13 protein-coding genes are annotated in these 17,898 nt (G+C 44.9%); 7 read left to right on the top strand and 6 right to left on the bottom strand.

Translation table 11 applies throughout. The annotated features are described in order from the left end of the window. Positions 1-214: 214 nt before the first annotated feature. Together K5R16_RS13685 and K5R16_RS13690 are read right to left on the bottom strand one after the other, a co-directional pair. Positions 215-1,513, bottom strand: a complete 1,299-nt coding sequence (locus tag K5R16_RS13685; RefSeq protein WP_220738121.1) for a DEAD/DEAH box helicase — start codon at positions 1,511-1,513, stop codon at positions 215-217. Between the two features lie 183 nt (positions 1,514-1,696). Beyond that, positions 1,697-3,484, bottom strand: coding sequence for an aminopeptidase P family protein (locus K5R16_RS13690; protein WP_220738122.1), 1,788 nt, complete (start codon positions 3,482-3,484; stop codon positions 1,697-1,699). 294 nt (positions 3,485-3,778) lie between these two features. Here K5R16_RS13690 and K5R16_RS13695 point away from each other — a divergent pair, with 294 nt between their 5' ends. The 3 genes from K5R16_RS13695 to K5R16_RS13705 all read left to right on the top strand — a co-directional run bounded on the left by K5R16_RS13695 (position 3,779) and on the right by K5R16_RS13705 (position 7,333). Continuing rightward, positions 3,779-4,969: an MFS transporter gene (locus K5R16_RS13695; protein ID WP_220738123.1), complete on the top strand. Its 1,191-nt coding sequence runs from the start codon at positions 3,779-3,781 to the stop codon at positions 4,967-4,969. 69 nt (positions 4,970-5,038) lie between these two features. Next, positions 5,039-5,809 (top strand): ROK family protein, encoded by a 771-nt coding sequence (locus K5R16_RS13700; RefSeq protein WP_220738124.1) that lies wholly within the window; start codon positions 5,039-5,041, stop codon positions 5,807-5,809. A 306-nt stretch (positions 5,810-6,115) separates the two neighbouring features. After that, entirely contained in the window at positions 6,116-7,333 is a 1,218-nt protein-coding gene (locus K5R16_RS13705) for a Xaa-Pro peptidase family protein (RefSeq protein WP_220738125.1), read from the top strand. Positions 7,334-7,405: 72 nt separating this feature from the next. Here K5R16_RS13705 and K5R16_RS13710 read toward each other — a convergent pair whose 3' ends face one another. After that, positions 7,406-7,876 carry an FKBP-type peptidyl-prolyl cis-trans isomerase gene (locus K5R16_RS13710; protein ID WP_220738126.1) on the bottom strand — a complete coding sequence of 157 codons (471 nt, stop codon included), beginning with the start codon at positions 7,874-7,876 and terminating at the stop codon, positions 7,406-7,408. Between the two features lie 266 nt (positions 7,877-8,142). On the opposite strand from K5R16_RS13710, the gene K5R16_RS13715 reads away from it, so the two are divergent. Further along, positions 8,143-9,195 (top strand): OmpA family protein, encoded by a 1,053-nt coding sequence (locus K5R16_RS13715; RefSeq protein WP_220738127.1) that lies wholly within the window; start codon positions 8,143-8,145, stop codon positions 9,193-9,195. A 12-nt stretch (positions 9,196-9,207) separates the two neighbouring features. Beyond that, positions 9,208-14,223 carry an Ig-like domain-containing protein gene (locus K5R16_RS13720; protein ID WP_220738128.1) on the top strand — a complete coding sequence of 1,672 codons (5,016 nt, stop codon included), beginning with the start codon at positions 9,208-9,210 and terminating at the stop codon, positions 14,221-14,223. A gap of 86 nt (positions 14,224-14,309) precedes the next feature. Here the strand turns inward: K5R16_RS13720 and K5R16_RS13725 are convergent, their stop codons facing one another. Further along, positions 14,310-14,597 (bottom strand): DUF1294 domain-containing protein, encoded by a 288-nt coding sequence (locus tag K5R16_RS13725; RefSeq protein WP_220738195.1) that lies wholly within the window; start codon positions 14,595-14,597, stop codon positions 14,310-14,312. 581 nt (positions 14,598-15,178) lie between these two features. Here K5R16_RS13725 and K5R16_RS13730 point away from each other — a divergent pair. Further along, on the top strand, positions 15,179-15,835 hold the full coding sequence (locus tag K5R16_RS13730) for a cupin domain-containing protein (protein WP_220738129.1): 657 nt from the start codon (positions 15,179-15,181) through the stop codon (positions 15,833-15,835). Positions 15,836-15,841: 6 nt separating this feature from the next. Here K5R16_RS13730 and K5R16_RS13735 read toward each other — a convergent pair whose 3' ends face one another. Next, positions 15,842-16,135 carry a helix-turn-helix transcriptional regulator gene (locus K5R16_RS13735; RefSeq protein WP_220738130.1) on the bottom strand — a complete coding sequence of 98 codons (294 nt, stop codon included), beginning with the start codon at positions 16,133-16,135 and terminating at the stop codon, positions 15,842-15,844. A gap of 150 nt (positions 16,136-16,285) precedes the next feature. After that, positions 16,286-16,786: a hotdog fold domain-containing protein gene (locus K5R16_RS13740; RefSeq protein WP_220738131.1), complete on the bottom strand. Its 501-nt coding sequence runs from the start codon at positions 16,784-16,786 to the stop codon at positions 16,286-16,288. Between the two features lie 159 nt (positions 16,787-16,945). Between K5R16_RS13740 and K5R16_RS13745 the strand changes: the two genes are divergently transcribed. Further along, a complete protein-coding gene (locus tag K5R16_RS13745; protein WP_220738132.1) occupies positions 16,946-17,866 on the top strand; it encodes a DUF368 domain-containing protein in 921 nt (306 codons plus the stop codon). Positions 17,867-17,898 lie beyond the last annotated feature (32 nt).

Genomic DNA, 17,898 nt, shown 5'->3' on the forward strand with positions numbered 1-17,898 from the left:
TCTATTCTTTTATGACTAGAATGTGTTATGAGCTTTTCACTTAGCCAGCTAAGCTTTATCGCTCAAGCCTTGTACTAGAAGCATTATTCCTTACGGTAAACAACCGAACAAAAACTAAGCTCGAAAGATCAACAGCCCCTAAATCATACGCACAAAAAAAGCACCATATGGTGCTTTTTTTTGATTATAAAATAATTCGATGTCCGTACTGCGATTATTTTATCTTCTTAATTTTTGCCGGTGAGGCATTTTTCACTTTCACGCGACGGCCTTGCATGTTTTTCTCGGCAATCACTTGAGCACCAGCATTATCGCTACGTTGTTGCTTCTTGGCGAAGCTACGACGAGTTTGCAGCTGTTTGATAAGTAAATCACGACTACCCACTTCGTAACCCGGAACCGTTACGCGACGTAGCTTTTGACCAATCAGTTTTTCAATGTCAGCTAAGGTGCGTTCTTCTTCACGGCTCACAAATGAGATGGCAACGCCAGATTTACCCGCACGGCCAGTACGGCCGATACGGTGAACATAATCTTCTGCAAGGAAAGGCAGGTCGTAGTTGACCACATATTCAAGGCCTTGAATATCGAGTCCTCGAGCAGCAACTTCGGTTGCAACTAGCACGCGCATTTTGCCTTCTTTAAATTCACGCAATGCACGACGTCGGCTACCTTGCGCTTTTTCACCGTGTACTACCGCCGTTGGGATCCCGTCTAGATTAAGCTCTTTCTCGAGTTTATCTGCGGCATCACGGGTGGCAGTAAACACCAATACTTGTTGCCAGTTTTTCTTACCGATAAGCTCTGAAAGTAGCTCGCGCTTACGGCGTTGCTCTACTGGGTATATGACTTGGCTAACGGTATCAGCAGTGGTGTTCTGTTTGTCAGCAGTGATGACGTTAGGTTTTACCATCATCTCACTGGCAAGCTTTTTCACAGGAGCAGAGAAGGTGGCTGAGAACATTAAGTTCTGACGCTTGCTATTCACTGCTTGTAGAATTTTTTGGATATCGGCACTAAAGCCCATATCGAGCATACGGTCGGCTTCGTCGAGCACCAAAAAGTCAACATTTGAAAGGCTAAGGTTACAGGCAACGATATGTTCAAGTAAGCGACCAGGGGTGGCGATAATAATATCGGCACCGCGCTTTAACTTAGTTGCTTGGCTATCCATCTTAACGCCGCCAAAGATAGTGACCACATTCACTTCTAAATACTTGGCGTAATCATTAATGTTGTCCGCAATCTGTGAAGCGAGTTCACGAGTTGGGGTCAAGATCAGTGCGCGGGTATTTGAGCGTTGCGTCGCGCTTGGGTTATCGAGCATTTTTTGCAAGATAGGTAGCGAAAATGCAGCCGTTTTACCAGTACCGGTTTGGGCGCTAGCTAACACATCCTGACCACGGCGAACTGCTGGAATTGCCTGCTGCTGAATAGGTGTCATTTTTTGATAACCACATTCAGAGATGGCGCGCAAAATCTCGGGAGCAAAACTAAAAGATTCAAATCTCATGATGAGGGTCCTGTAATCAACTATTCAACCGCTAGCGAACGGCGCTAACTTCTATCTTCCATTAAAATGGAGGCGGCGGAGTATAGCAAACTTTCGGTTAAAACCTGCACTTATTTTCTAAGTTACCGCAATTGTAATCAACAAAAAAGCAGCGCCTAGGCGCTGCTTTATCGAACCACGGCATTATATCGCTGCGGTAACCTTGTTAAGCCAAGTCAGTTCAGCGCCTTGCATGTGTGGAGATAGCTTTTCTCGTACTTGCTGGTGGTATTGGTTGAACCACTGAATTTCAGCGCTAGTCAGTAGGCTCTTATCTATCAGTCGAGCATCCATAGGGATAAAGGTCAGTACTTCAAACTCTAGCATGTCGCGTTCGCAATTGGCTAAGGTGACTGATGGACGCACAGCGACTAAGTTTTCCAGCCGTATACCGAACTCATTGGCGCGGTAATAACCTGGCTCATTTGATAACACCATGCCAGGCAGTAAAGCGACAGCACTTCTATGTTTAGCAATACCTTGCGGCCCTTCGTGAACGCTAAGGTAGTGGCCAACACCATGACCTGTACCATGATCGAAATCGAATCCATGTTGCCATAGATATTGGCGAGCGAAAGAGTCTAACTGTTGCCCTGATGTGCCCTGTGGAAACTTAGCTTGATCAATGGCGATATGACCTTTAAGTACCAAGGTAACCATCTTGCGTTGTTCATCCGTCACCTCACCAATGGCAATGGTACGAGTGACGTCGGTAGTTCCATCTAGATACTGAGCGCCAGAATCGACCAGATAGATACTGTTCATGGTCATCTGTGCTGGCGTGCCATCGTTATGGTTGTAATGACACATTGCAGCGTTGGCACCTGCGGCTGATATAGTATCGAAGCTTGGCTCTTGATATAGCGGATCTTCTAGGCGGAAGCTTTCTAGTTTATCGGCAAGTTGCCCTTCATCATATAAACGTTCAGCCTGTACTTCGCTATCGAGCCAAGCTAGAAAACGGCTAACGGCGACACCATCACGAATATGGCAGGCTTTCATGCCGCTAAGTTCAGCGTCATTTTTTTGCGCTTTAGGCAGCGCAACCGGATCGGCACCTGCAATAAGCTCAGCTCCGGCATTTCTTGCGGTGATCTGTAACCAAGCATTTGTAGTATCTGGACTTGCGAGCACTTTGGCGCCTTTAAGCTTGCCTAGCTCCGCTTCAAGTTCAGCTTCGGTTTTAAAGCTAACCCCGCTACCGACATGTTGCTCAATACCTGCTGGCAATTTAGTGGTGTCAGTAAAAAGCACCATATCGCCGTTGGCATGTAGCAAGGCAGTACCTAAAACAACGGGTAAACGTGGCACGTCTTTACCACGAATATTGAGCAGCCAACAGAAAGAATCCAGTGCCGCGATAATCGCCACATCAGCGCCAGCGGCTTTTATTGCAGCGCCAATAGTGCAGCGTTTTTCGATACTACTGCGGCCGGCACTTTGTTCGCTAAAGGCCATGATAGGTTCACTTGATGCTTGTGGTCTATCGCTCCAGTTAAGGTCAATGGGATTGTCTTTTACGGCAACTAATTCTATCTGCGCTTTGCTCAAGGTATTACGAGTGTTATTGAACCAAGAGAGGGTATGCAGTCTTGCATCAAAACCAACATTGGCATTGGCACTGAGTTTCTCTGTCAGCCATTGGGCTTGAGGTGTGTCATGCAAGCTTAGGTACTCAAACAGCTCAGCATCTACTTGTTGACGAACCTGCACCGTATAGCGACCATCGACAAAAATAGCTGCTGAGTCTTTTAACACAATGAGCATACCAGCAGAACCGGTAAAACCACTGCTCCATAACATGCGTTCATTATGGGCTGGAACATACTCTCCCAAATACTCATCTGCACGAGGAATAATAAAAGCATCGAGATTGGATTTTTCCATCTCAGTTCGAATTGCACTGAGGCGTGCGGCAATAGTATTTGACATGATGACTCCCAACTAGCACTTGATCAGCAAAAGGGTATTGGCTGAAGGTGATGAATTTTAGTTCTACTTTAGCGCGGAGGTTATCACAATCTAATATCGCTAGGGGAGTGGCTTACTCGCTTATTTGTATCATCTTTTTTACTGGCTTGTAGCATTGTCTGTGACTATAAGCCTATATTCAGAGGCTTACCTAGTGAGTTAACACTTAATTCGTGCCACTATGTCGCAACAAATTTTAGATAAATGTTACAGCTTCGCGTATTTAATGCGTTGTTGAAGGATAATAAAAAGCTTATGCCATTTAATGTATGGGTACTAACGTTGGCACAGGCTTTTGCCATGAGTGCCACGCCAATGATGATGTTGTTAGGCGGCATTATCGGCGCAGAGATCGCGCCATCACCAGAACTGGCAACCTTGCCGATAGCCTCTATGGTAATTGGTGTTGCATTGTCTATTGTACCAGTGTCCAAATTTATGCAGGCTTTTGGTCGTAAACCCGTCTTTATTTCTGGTGCATTAGTGGCAGCAAGCTCTGGCATGTTGGCAGCTTTTTCGACGTCACAGCAAAATTTTTTTCTATTTTGTTTAAGCGGCATGATGCTAGGTTCTGCAGGTGCTGTGGTGCAGCAATATCGTTTTGCTGCGATGGAGTCGGTGTCTGAAACCTTGGCAGCTAAAGCGGCTTCAAGAGTATTACTGGGTGGGCTGGTCGCAGCCATTATTGGACCTGAATTGGCAGTATTAGGTGACATCTTGTCAGAGCAAACTTATGTTGGCGCTTTTTTCTTTCTAACCATGGTGAGTTTGATTGCTGCGACTATTCTATGTTTCTATCGGGAAGCAAAAATCGAACGTAAAGCAACGATGGAGTTCACTGCTGCCACGGGTCGGCCTCTTGGTGTAATCTTGTCACAACCACGAATTTGGGTGGCTATTGCGGGGGCAACCTTAGGCTATGCCATGATGAGCTTTGTGATGACTGCCACTCCGCTGCATATGCACCATATCGAGCATCATTCGCTTGCCGATACCAAATGGGTTATTCAAAGCCACATTATCGCTATGTATCTGCCTTCATTAATCAGTGGCGCATTAGTGGTACGCATAGGTGTATCTAAGATGATGTTGCTCGGCTTACTTGCTTATGTGATCACCATTGTCACCGCGCTGCTTGGGCATGATCTACTTAATTATTGGGCCGCATTGGTATTACTTGGTCTAGGTTGGAATTTTCTTTTTGTGGCGGGCACCGCTTTGCTACCTCGCTGTTATAACAAGGATGAACGCTACAAAGTGCAAGCGTTTAACGATAGCTTTGTTTTTGGCGCACAAGCGATGGCGTCACTGAGCGCAGGTTGGGTGATTTATGTTCTAGGGTGGGAGATATTGCTAATCAGCTGTTTACCACTGATTGCTGCCTTACTGTTACTCATCGCTTGGTGGAAACTATCCAAAAGTCGCATGTTACAAAAAGATGGCTAACTAACCTGGTATTAGGTTTGTTGTGGTAAGCTATTTAATCGATATTTGTGAATGTCTTAGGAGTAGTTGGTGCAAACTTTAACGGTGGATATAAGTGGTTCAAAAGCCTTATTTGAGATCGAAACTCAAGGGCGAGTTGAGCAATATAAGATCGGTGCCAGCGATACGTTCAATATAGACAGTTTAAACACTCAAATTGCTGAGTTAGAGCAAGACTACGATCTCAATGGCTATTCGCTGGGTATTGCCGTTCCAGGTTTAGTGCAAGACAAGCAATTAGTCGCCTGTAAGTCATTACCCGGGCTTAATGGTTTGTCAGCTGAGCAGTTGGTGACACGGGCTAAACGGATCATCATTGCTAACGACAGTGATGCCGCAATGCGAGCATTGCTTGAGCCCAAGCAGCAGTGTGAACTGCTAGTAATGTGTGATACTGGTATTGGTATGTCGATTGCGATTAACGGTAAGCCTTTTACTGGGGCTGCGGGGATAGCTGGAGAGCTTGGGCATTGCAGGGTAATGACGGAATCAGGGGAATTTAGTTTAGAAAGGCTTGCGAGTGGCGAATCGATTGTGGCAAGAAACCTCAGTAGCAGCGCCGATCTATATCGCGCAGGCAGCTACTTAGGCATGGGACTCGCGTGGACTGTTAACCTTTTTAATCCGTCGCGAGTCTATCTTGCTGGCAGCATGATGAATAATCTTGATTACTACAAAGGCTGCGTCGACACATTAAAACAGATGGCATTAAGAGCGCCGTTGGCCAGCGCCAAGATTAATCGCGTCGATGACCGTGAAACCATAGTATGTCGCGGGCTAAAAGCGATGTTAGCTAACTAAAGACTAAATCGAAACATTTTTAAGGAGCGCTAGTCGCTCCTTTTTCATTGCTAATAAGCGATGTTTTCTGCGGTTAAACTAGACTTTCCGATAACTATTTATCAATTACCAGCAATTCTCAGTGAACTTCTGTATATTTTATGCTAGAAAGTGTGGCAGATATTTTAAGATCGATCTTCCTGTTTAAATATTGCAGAAGTAAGGGCATAAGATGGGGAGAGGGCTTCATTTATAATAAGCGCTGAACGCCGTGAGTGCGGAGTGACTTCGCCGCTTAGAGTTAACTTTTAAAGTAAGGGTAAGCAGATGACAATAGGTGTAGGCGGTTCTACCGCAGAACAAGAGCTAGCAAAGCTCACAGACATGACTCAAGGCGCAGCGCCAATTAGCCGTGATGAGTACTCAGCGCGTATCGCAAACGCGCAGTCAATTATGCAGGCTGAAGGTATTGCCGCTATTTATGTCAATGCTGGCACTAACCTATACTATTTTACTGGAACACGCTGGTATGCCAGCGAGCGTATGGTGGGAGCGATTATTCCTGCTAGCGGCGCTGTTGAATATATCGCGCCAGCATTTGAAGTTGATACCTTAAATGGTTACATGACGATTGAAGGTAAGGTAAATACTTGGCAAGAAGATGAAAGCCCTTACGCACTCTTTGGTGATATTCTGGCTCAAATGGGCATTAGCTCTGGTGATATTGGTATCGATGAGTCTGCAGCATTCTTTATTTTTGATGGTGTTCGTCAAGCGCACCCACAGTTTAATTACGTCAATGCAAAACCTGCGACAGCGGGTTGCCGAATGATTAAATCTGCGACAGAGCTAAGTCTATTACAACGCGCTAAAGATATGACGTTAGAGGTACATAAAGCTGTGGCGCGTATTCTTCGCGAAGGTATTACCACCACTGAAGTTGAAGCCTTTATTAATGCGGCGCACATTAAGGTTGGCATCCCTGCGGGATCGTATTTCTGTATTGTGCTGTTTGGTGAAGACAGCGCTTATCCTCATGGTGTTAAGTCTCCTAAAGCACTTGAGTTAAACGATACGGTATTGATAGATACCGGCTGCCAGCTATTTGGTTATAACTCGGATATTACCCGTACGTACGTTTATGGTGAACCAAGTGCGCGCCAACGTGAGTTATGGCAGTGTGAGCAAGATGCGCAAATAGCAGCATTTGAAGCGGCGCAGTTAGGTGCAAGCTGTGCCAGTGTCGATCGTGCTGCCCGTGATGTGCTAGAGGCTAAAGGTTTTGGTCCTGGTTATGACGTACCGGGTTTGCCACATCGTACAGGGCACGGTATTGGCTTAGATATTCATGAATGGCCATATTTAGTGCTTAACGATCAGACTCCACTCGCAGCAGGGATGTGTTTTAGTAACGAACCTATGTTATGTGTGCCTGGCGAGTTTGGTGTACGCCATGAAGATCACTTCTACATGACAGAGCAAGGCCCTGTTTGGTTTACTAAGCCTGCTCACTCTATCGATGATCCTTTTGGCTATGAAGCTTAGAGTGGACTGAAAAATATGACACAAAAAAGCCCGAATGGTTATCCGTTCGGGCTTTTGTTTAAAGTGGCTTCGTTAATCGATACTGATGAGCTCTACATCGAAAATCAGCGTTGAACCACCACCAATTTTACCAGCACTGCGATTGCCGTAAGCCAATTCACTCGGAATGAAAAAGCGCGCTTTCTCGCCAACAACCATCAGTTGCACACCTTCTGTCCAGCCCTTGATGACACGATTCAATGGGAAGCCAATCGGTTCGCCGCGCTCAACGGAGCTATCAAATACAGTACCGTCGATTAAAGTGCCATGGTAGTGAACGGTTACCGTATCACTTGCCTTGGGATGGACAGTACCATCGCCCGCCGCCAATACCTGATATTGCAGCCCTGATGCGGTGGTCGTTACGCCTTGCTCTAATTTGTTTTTAGCAAGAAAGGCATTACCCAATTCAATATTTTCTTTAGCAGCTTTTTGGTTATTCATTGAAGTAAAAAAGTAAAAAATTACACAGGCGATGACGACTACGGCGAGGATCATTTTCATTATGGTGTCATTTGATTAATAGAACGATGGAGCCATCATAACCAATCTAAATCTTAAGTTACATCGTCGCCATCTCAGATTGCTGTATAGAGATAGAACTTCGCATTTGCACGCAGCATATTAAGATAAAAAACTTCCGTTCTTATATAACTATATGCTTAATATTTAAACTGAAAGCTGGTGAAATACTAAATAGGGTTTAGACTGAGTATTCAATAGTTGTTAGCCACTCTGGTGATTGAATTTTCTTGCTCAAGGAAGAATATATGTCAAAGTTGATCGTTATTAGTTTTTCTTTCTTTACGCTGTTTAGCGTGATGTTTTCATCGGCTGCATCTGCAAACCCTAATGACTCTGAGTATGCTCAAACACCATCGTTTGAGTCATATTTCTACGCTGGCGCTAAAGTTGGTCAAATGCATTATCAAAATGCCTGTGAAGACTGGAGTATTAGTTGTGAGGCTAACGATACGGGTTATGGTGTTTTTGCTGGGTACCAGTTTTGGCAACACTTGGGATTTGAAACTGCATATTTAGATTTAGGTGAAGCGGTTGCGGATTATTCTGAAAGTGGTGTTGATAACCGATATGTCGGAACAATGAAAGGCTGGGAGCTTTCAGCTATCACTCGTATGAACTTGAGTGAGAACTTTGAACTGTTTGCTAAAGCCGGCAGTTTATACTGGGATGGTGACAATCAAGGTCCGCTGAATACCACATCGGACTCGGACTGGGCGCCAATGGTAGGTATTGGCTTAGAGTACGCAATGACACCATCTTGGATTGCGCGAGTTGAATATCAATACATAGACTCGCTTGGAAGTGAGCTTATTGGTGGTAGCAATGGCCACTTGACGACTTTAGGTATTAGTTATCGTTTTGGAAGCAGTCACTCTAAGACAAAATCTGCGCCGCAACCAATGGCAGAGCCCGCGATTGTTGAGCCAATAATTCCCGCTGTTATTACCTTACCGGCTCTTGCTGTGACCACTCTGTTTGAATTTGATAGCAGTGAAGTTAGCGAGGTCGCACCTTTAACGTCAGTACTAGAACGTTTGTTACAACAGCCTACAACCATCGCTAATATAAAAGGCTACACCGACTCCAAAGGTAATGTTGAATACAATCAAGCTTTATCAGAACGACGGGCTCAAGCCGTTGCTGATTACTTTATTTCGCAAGGTGTTAAGCCTCAGCAAGTTGAGGTGCACGGTTATGGTGAACAATCTCCTATTCTCGATAACAACAGTGAAAATCATCGACATGAAAATCGTCGAGTACTTATCTATATCCCGCCTATGACCTTGCCTGCAAAATAAGGACTGATAACCATGAAAATGTTGCAATCGATTTACAGCTATTTTTTGTTGATGAGCCTACTTTTTATTGCTGGTTGTGGTGGAGATGACGATGGCTTTCCAACAGGGCAATGTGGCGGGCCAGATAATCCGTGTGCTGCCTATGCTGTTGGGCTGGAGGTTACGCCTAAGTTAGCAACGTTAGCAGTCGCAACTCAAACCCCATATAAGGCGGTGGCCACATATAGTGATGGTGTGCTGCTCGATGTGACAGATGAGGTTATGTGGTCTAGCTCTGAAAACGTGATTGCGACAATATCTAATGTTGGAGTTGCTATAGCAACTGCTGCAGGGCAGACACAGATAACCGCAACCTTGCCGCCAGAGCAACAGGGTGGGAAAACGCTTGTCGATTCAGGGATTCTGAATGTGACAGACGCAAAACTTACAGCGCTAAATATAGAGCCTGGTCAAGCCGAAACTCTTGTGGATATGCAGCAAGCTTTTTCGGTGCATGCACTTTATGCTGATGGCCATCAACAAGATGTTACTCAAGATGCAACTTGGTCGGTTGATGATGCCAGTATTGCGACAATCTCCAATGAGCCAGCAATGCAAGGCGTGGCCAAAGGGCTTAATGTTGGCGTTACCAGTATCAAGGCATTATGGGCTGAACAAACCGCAACAGCAGTATTGGCAGTGCTAAGTGCGCAGCCAAGCCAGCTCATTATCAATCCAATCGATCAAAGTTTGCCAAAGGGAACAAGTCTGCAGTATCAAGCTCACCTGTTATTGGATAACGGTTTAAGCCTTGATGTCACGCAGCAATCTCTATGGCGTTCAAGTAGTGCTGAAATCGCGAGTATTGACGACGGTGCTTTTTTAACGGCGAGTCAACTGGGGGTGACGAATGTTAGTGCGAGTTTAGTCTTTGCCGATATCAGCCTAAGTGCAGCGACAACTGCCACCGTGACAGATGCTGCAGCTGAAAGCTTGCTAGTAACTCCTAGCAATGGCGCGTTCCCACAGGGTACCAAGGGGACTTATATCGCGACAGCATATTTCTCTGACGGACAAGTGAAGGATGTTACCCGAAATTCACTGTGGTCAACGTCAAATGACAGTGTTATTGCTATTGAAGCTCAAGGCTCTCAAGCGGGGGATGCAACTGCACTGAGTGTTGGTGCAACTGATATTATGGCGACCTATGGCGAGCTTACCAGCACTGCTAATGCAGAGGTGACAAACGCGACGCTTGCAGCAATTCAACTATCGCCGCTCAATGAGCAAGTGCCTGCTGGAACGAGTGTGCAATATCAAGCAAACGGTATATACAGTGATGGTAGCGTTAGAGACCTGACCCAATTAGGCTACTGGCAGAGCAGTGAGACGAGTGTTGCCAGTATAGGGTTGACGGGCGGGCTTTCGGGGAGAGCTGACACTTATGTTGCTGGTAGCACGCAAATCAGTTTTACCTATATGGGGGTTGAGCAAGTAACGGGGTTAACTGTTACTGCAGCAACAATGACGGCGTTACAGATCTCGCCGATTAATGAGCGAGACCCTATTGGAACCGAAGGTCAATATAGAGCAATTGCGTTTTATTCAGATGGTCATAGCCAAGACGTTACTCAAGATGCTAGTTGGGTGTCAGATGCGCCGAATATCGTCAGTATTGTTAATACTGGCGCTAATGGTGGTTTTGCCTCTGGGCTTGCCGTTGGCAGTACTAATATTTCCGCTAGCTATGGAGGTATAAACACCGGAAGTGCATCTGCAGCATCGGATAAATCAGTTGGTGTAGCATCTCCAAATAGTGCCACGGTGAGCAATAAAACTCAGGCAACTGTCACCTCTGCTATTTTGCAGAGCTTGGTTATTACGCCAAGCAATGCCTCAATTGCGAAAGGAAATTATCAACAATATCGTCTTTATGGCCTCTTTTCTGATGGTAGTAGTAAAGAGGTCACCCCTTATGCGTTTTGGCAAACAAGTGATGCCAAGATAGCGCAAATTTCGCGTTTCGGTCGAGCACATGGGCTTGCTACTGGTGAAGTACAGATTGCAGCTCGTTATCTGGGGATGAAAATCACAGCAACACTAACGGTTACAGATGCTGTGATTACATCATTACAAGTTGCACCTGCTGTCAGTACACTCATTTCTGGTTATCAGCTGCAACTGGTTGCGACGGCTTATTATTCTGATGCGCACAGTAGTGATGTGAGTGAGTTGGCAAACTGGGTGTCGACTCGGTCTGATATTGCAGAGGTCGGCGCAACGGGCAACATTGGCGGGCTTGTCCATGGACTCGAGCAAGGCAGCACTCAGATTGAAGTTAGTTTTGATGGGATGCAGGCCGATGCGAGTGTTGATGTCACTAGTGCCATTTTAGAGTCTGTCAGCTTAACACCAACTGATGCATCAATTGTCGCTGGCAATAGCCAACAATATAGCTTTATTGGTTTCTTTTCTGACGGGACCCACCAGGATTTAACTCAACAGGCGAGTTGGCAATCGAGCGCTTTAGATATTGCAACGATAGACAAGCAAGGCTTAGCCACAAGTTATAAAGAGGGGGTCAGTGAAATTAAAGCCTCCTATATTGGTTTTTCTTCTATAGCTAGCCTAAGAGTGACTCAAGCGACTGTTACCGCTTTGCAAATTACACCTAATAACGTGGTCGTGCCATTAGGCACTAAAGGGCAATATCAAGCCGATGCTTTTTACTCGGATGGTTCAAGAAGTGATGTGACCAAACTAGCCATTTGGAGTGTTAGTGACCCTAGCGTTGTCAGTATGACGCCTGCTGGAACTGGTGCGGGACGTGCTGAAGCGGCTAAGGTTGGTACTACTGAGGTTCAAGCCGTGTTTGACGGGGTAAGCAGTACTGCGAAGGCAACCGTTAGCAATGCGATTATCGAACAGCTAATCGTCTCTCCGAGCAGTGCATCGGTATCGCTGGGTCTAACTCAAGCTTATCAAGCTGTGGGAATTTTTTCAGATGGAACTCATAAAAATCTAACTCGACAATCAAACTGGTTTAGCTCTGTTGCGAGTATTGCGACGGTTAGTCGATTGGGAGTTGCTCATACATATGCGGTTGGCGAAGTTACAATCACTGCAAACTATGCCGGCCTGATGGGCACTGCAGCATTAATGGTCAGCGCTCGGTCGTTAGACTATATAAAAATGACACCGACGCTAGTAGAGGTTCCTTTGGGCACTGAAGGACAGTTCACGGCTCGTGCTTATTACACCGATAAGTATTCTGAAGATATAACCCAAATAGCCACTTGGAGAAGTGCTGATAATGCTGTTGTTCAAGTTGCAACCGAGGCGCCTAATGCTGGCTATGCCAAAGGTGTCGGAGTTGGGCAAACAGCAATAACGGTCGAGTACAAGGGGCGCACAGACACTGCGGTGGTAAGGGTTAATGATGCCGCGGTGGTTGAACTCAATGTTTCTCCGCACGATAAAACGATACCTGCAGGTTTAGAACAAGCTTATCAGGCATTTGCTGTCTTCTCTGATGGTAGCAATAAGGATGTAACTTTAGCATCGAGTTGGCAAAGTTCTGTGCTCAGTGTGGCATCTATTGATGCCGAAGGAATCGCGCACACGATTGTTGAAGGCCAAACAGGAATAAAGGCAAGTTACCGAGGAAAAACTGCAACAACGACCTTATTTGTCACAGCCGTGGAGCTGTTGGAAATACAGGTGACGCCGAGTATTTCGCAAGTCAATATTAACGAACAGCAGCAATATACAGCGCGTGCTTTCTACAGTGACGGTCATAGTGAGGATGTGACTCAGCTGGCGACATGGAGTATCGGCGATGAGATTATCGCTCACGTTGTAACTGCAGGCAAAGAAGGTGGCTTAGTTTCGGGAGAAAGTCATGGTCGCACCTCTGTCAAAGCCAGTTTTAAAGCTATTAATGGCTTGGCTTTGGTAACCGTTACTGATATTGAATATTTGGGCGTTAATATTGAACCTGCAGACAGTAGCATAAAGATTAATGATACCCGGCAGTATATTGCCTATGCTGTTTATGAAAATGCGGCAGGTGATCTTTCAACTAAGAATGTCACGCTATTGAGTGATTGGTACGTCAGTAAACCCAATATTGCTGCTATTTCTGAGCGAGGGCTTGCGACGGGTCATGAGGTGGGCAAGACTGATGTATTTGCGATTTATAACAACATTGAAGGCCAAGCTAATTTAACGGTTATAGATACCTATGTGGTGAGAGTTAAAGTATCACCAGAGCATTTAAAAGCACCGGTGGGATCAAAAGGGGGTTATCGCGCAAGGGCTGAATATAGTCATGGTTTACCACCTGAAGATATAACTGAAAAAGCGAGTTGGGTCTCTAGTGATCCTGATATCGTCCATATCGTTGCTTCTGGCTATAAAGGCGGTAGAGCAACTGCTGTTGCTGTTGGTTCAAGTGATATCACCGCGACATATCAAGGTGTGAGTGATACGACTTTAGGCACAGTAACGCCAGCCGTTTTAGTCAGCGTAGAGATAACCCCTAAAGTTGATTCGCTTTACACTCAGAGCTATTTTCAGTTTACGGGGCTTGCGCACTATTCGGATGGAAGTACCAGCGATATCACTTTAGATGCGAATTGGAAGAGTGATGATCCAAGCGTTATTGAAATTGATACTGGAAATATTAATGCTGGCCGCGCCATAGGTTACGCAGAGAGTAACAGCGCGACTATTAGCATGAGTTATCAAAAGTTAACCGACAGTATGGAACTGCTTGTTAAACCTGTTGAGCCAACAAAAGTTGAGATTATTCCAAGTAGCATGACAATTGCTAATGGCAGTTATCAAGAGGTACAAGTAATGGTCACTTTTACCGACGGTTCAGTGTTTGATTATGCTGATTATGTTGATTGGAGTTCAACGGACAACGATGTTGCATTTGGGGCGAAAAGTATTGTCACGGCCTCAGGTGTTGGCACTGCTACTGTTACCGCAAAATTTGGCGCTATTACCGGTAGCGCATTAGTGACAGTAACGCCTAACAACTAGACATTATGCCGGGGTTACTTCAGTGGTAACGTGCTTTTTCTAGGTAGATTAAATGCAGCATTAAATACATTGCTGCATTTTTTGCTCTAAATATTATGGTTAAAAAAGTGCTCTAATAATAGATAGACAGTTGTTAGGTTGACGAGAATACTTAACCAAAGCACTATTTTAAATGAGGTTTTTGCTGACTTATGCCTTAATGTCTGCTGCGCCAGTAACGCTCCAGGCCAACCGCCGAGCAGTGCTAAAAGGTGCAGTCTAGACTCTTGTATACGCCAGCTTTGTTTTTTTGCTGCTCGCTTATCCAGTGCGTAAGCGATAAATGTAATGCCAGATGCCGCTAGAAAATAAACTGCGGCAGCAAGTGGTATTATACAATCAGTATAAAGATTTGATCGCTCAGCGAGAGTTTAGCGGCTTTGAAGCAAGGCGATGAATGAAGAGCATAGTTATTCTACGCTTAAGTTCATTAACACAGCATCAAAGCCTCTAAAACTCGCCTGTAAGGAGTGTTTTTGGCTTCCTACTTCTGCGTTGAATAAACTCATAAGGGAATAACCATTGTGTCATTACTCACTTTGGATTAGCCTGCCTTGAATTAGTTCGCCAAAAACACTCTGAGTAGATCAACTTCTTATACTGATTGGTATTATCGTCATGTAGTACAGAATGAAAATGCCGATAATCGCTAAAACGGCAAATAGACTCACAAGATTTAGTCGGCTACTGGTTGTTCGGCGCTGGTGGTGTTTATTTGCATTTTGCATCGACTAGAGCTCTACACACTTCTAATTTGAATTCCCGCGGAATGGTCAAACTTTTAAGGTAATTGGTATTATTCATAATATACCCATCATATACGGACTTCGACAGTTTAACTGTACTCGTTATAATTAGTGCCATTTAATTGGGTTTATGCTGTCATCGAAATAACTAAGTAGCAAAGGGGAATTTAATGTTAAATATGGATTTAAGCCAGCGAGTCGTTATTAGCACCCAAGAGCAAGCTTGGTTAGATAGCCCGTCTCCAACGGTATTTCGTAAGCCATTGGAGCGCGCAGCAGCAGAAAGTGGCCATACAACCAGTATCGTTAAGTATCAAGCTGGCGCCAGTTTTAACAGCCACTCCCACCCTTATGGTGAAGAAATATTAGTGTTAGAAGGTATATTCTCCGATGAAGAGGGTGATTATCCCGCAGGCACTTATATTCGTAATCCGCCAGGAAGCAGTCATGCGCCATTTAGTAAAGAGGGCTGTGTGCTACTGGTAAAGTTAAACCAGTTTGATAAACGTGATTTACACAAAGTGCGGATTAATACTTGCACCCATGAATGGCGAGCGGGTATCGGTGGTTTACAGGTGATGCCGCTGCATGAGTTTGAGCATGAACATATCGCGTTAGTTAAATGGCCTGCGGGCGAGCGCTTTCAAGCGCATCGTCACTTTGGCGGTGAAGAAATTCTAGTGCTGAGCGGCGAGTTTAGAGATGAACATGGCGCTTATCCACAATACACATGGCTTAGAAGCCCACATCAGAGTGAGCATTTTCCGTTCGTTAAACAAGACACTATCATCTATGTAAAGACAGGCCACCTTTATCCTAAAGGATAATGAGCGTTAACACTTCTCGTCGCTGCAACACTCTTCTTGCAGAAAAGCGACTAACCCGTCTAAACAATCAAATTGAGGGATACAGTGCAGTACTCTTCCCTCTCTTTGCTGCTTAACAAGCCCCGCGGACATCAAGCTTGAAAGGTGATGTGACAAGGTTGAATTTGGGATCTGTAATGTCTCTTGTAGTTGTCCAACCGGCAAACCTGCGTGACCTGCTTTTACTAGACAACGGAATAGCGACAGTCTTGTAGGGTGGCCAAGTTCTTTTAATGCCTTTGCGGCAACGTCAATATCCATAATGTTAACTCAGTGTCAGTGTTGCCATTGTCTTTAAGCGCAGAGTTAGAATCCTGATAAAGCTCGATTTCTCTGCGCTGCTATTATTTCGGTCATTACCGAAATAGTAGCAGGGTAAACACAGCCATTGAAGCCATATCCACAAATATTTTATTTTCTCGATGGTTTTTCTGAGATCCACAACTTAATGGTGCCCTGCACCACAGCTACGCCGTCGGTATCATACGCAGTTACTGGCACTAACATGTCACCAACAACCCATTGCTCAGGCTTTACTTCAGCAACACAAGTGATATCGCTGCCAGCTTTAGCGGTGTAATCAACGCTCATTCCCTTAGGGATCCAACGTAAGTGGCTTGGAATAGAGGCTTCAGCCATTGTGCCCATTGCCATCTCTAGGCCATTACATATTGCGATTACGTGCACAGTCTGAATATGGTTGTGGACTAATTTACGCTTTTTAATCAGGCAAACGCATTTATTCACTTTTAATTCACTGATAAAAGGTTTTACTGTACCGAAGTAAGGGGCCATGCGGCAGACCATGAGTGAAAATATCTTGTTGCCAAACGGTAAGCGAGTAATTCGCTTGTACAGAGACATCACCTTGGTGGGTTTATTGCTTTGCTTGTTATTCGTTGAATTGCTCATCTTCTTCCTTGTGAACTTTACTGGTCGGATGAGATTAACATTGAATTAACATCGATTACTAGCATCTTACTTGCTTCAAGAAAAAGATAAGCTTCGCTTCTCTGGTGTAGCGCAGTATAATTTTGGCAGAAAACTCTACTGAGTCGATTAAGGAATAAAGTGAACTATTTAAAGACCTACCTTAAAGGGATGGCAATGGGAGCGGCTGATGTCGTTCCAGGTGTTTCAGGTGGTACTATCGCCTTTATTACAGGCATATTAGATCAACTGCTTGATAGTATAAAAAAGATTAGACCTTCTTTATTTAGCGTTATTAAAGAGCAAGGCGTTAAAGCGGCTTTTATGCACATTAATGGTCCATTTTTGGTGTGCGTATTTGGCGGCATCTTAACCAGCATTATGACGTTAGCTAAGCTTATTACTTATCTACTGCACACCCATCCTATTCCCGTTTGGTCGTTTTTCTTTGGGCTAATCGTAATATCTGTGGTGCACATGCTCAAACAGGTTAAGGGCTTCACCGTTGGTCGTTTAGCCTTGTTCGCATTAGGAGTCGCTATTGCATGGGGGATTACTATGCTAAATCCTATTGCGCTAGAGATGACTTACCTCAATGTATATCTGGGTGGTTGTATTGCGATAACCGCGATGATTTTACCTGGGATCTCAGGCAGTTTTATTCTATTGCTGCTAGGGCTTTATACTTCGGTTATGGGGGCTGTAAAGGGATTTGATATTGCCATTATGGCAACCTTTGCAGCAGGTGCTGCCACTGGCCTACTCAGCTTTAGCCATGTGTTATCGCTATTATTGCGCAAGTATCACGATGCAACTTTAGTATTTTTAACTGGGCTAATGCTTGGAACACTAGGCAAAATTTGGCCATGGAAACAAGTCCTGACTTTTCGTGAAAACTCAAAAGGTGAGATGGTGCCACTGGATGAACGTATATTGTCGCCTTTGCAGTATGAACATATTACCGGTCAGCCAGCATTGTTAAGTTATGCCATCGTCGCCATGTTATGTGGCATTTTATTGGTATGGGGACTCGAGCAGTTCGCTAATAAAAACCGTCCCTAGCAAAAAAGCAAGTTGAGAAGATAAACGCCAGC

The sequence above is a fragment of the Shewanella sp. c952 genome (assembly GCF_019654975.1).
In the GTDB taxonomy this organism is placed as follows: Bacteria; Pseudomonadota; Gammaproteobacteria; order Enterobacterales; family Shewanellaceae; genus Shewanella.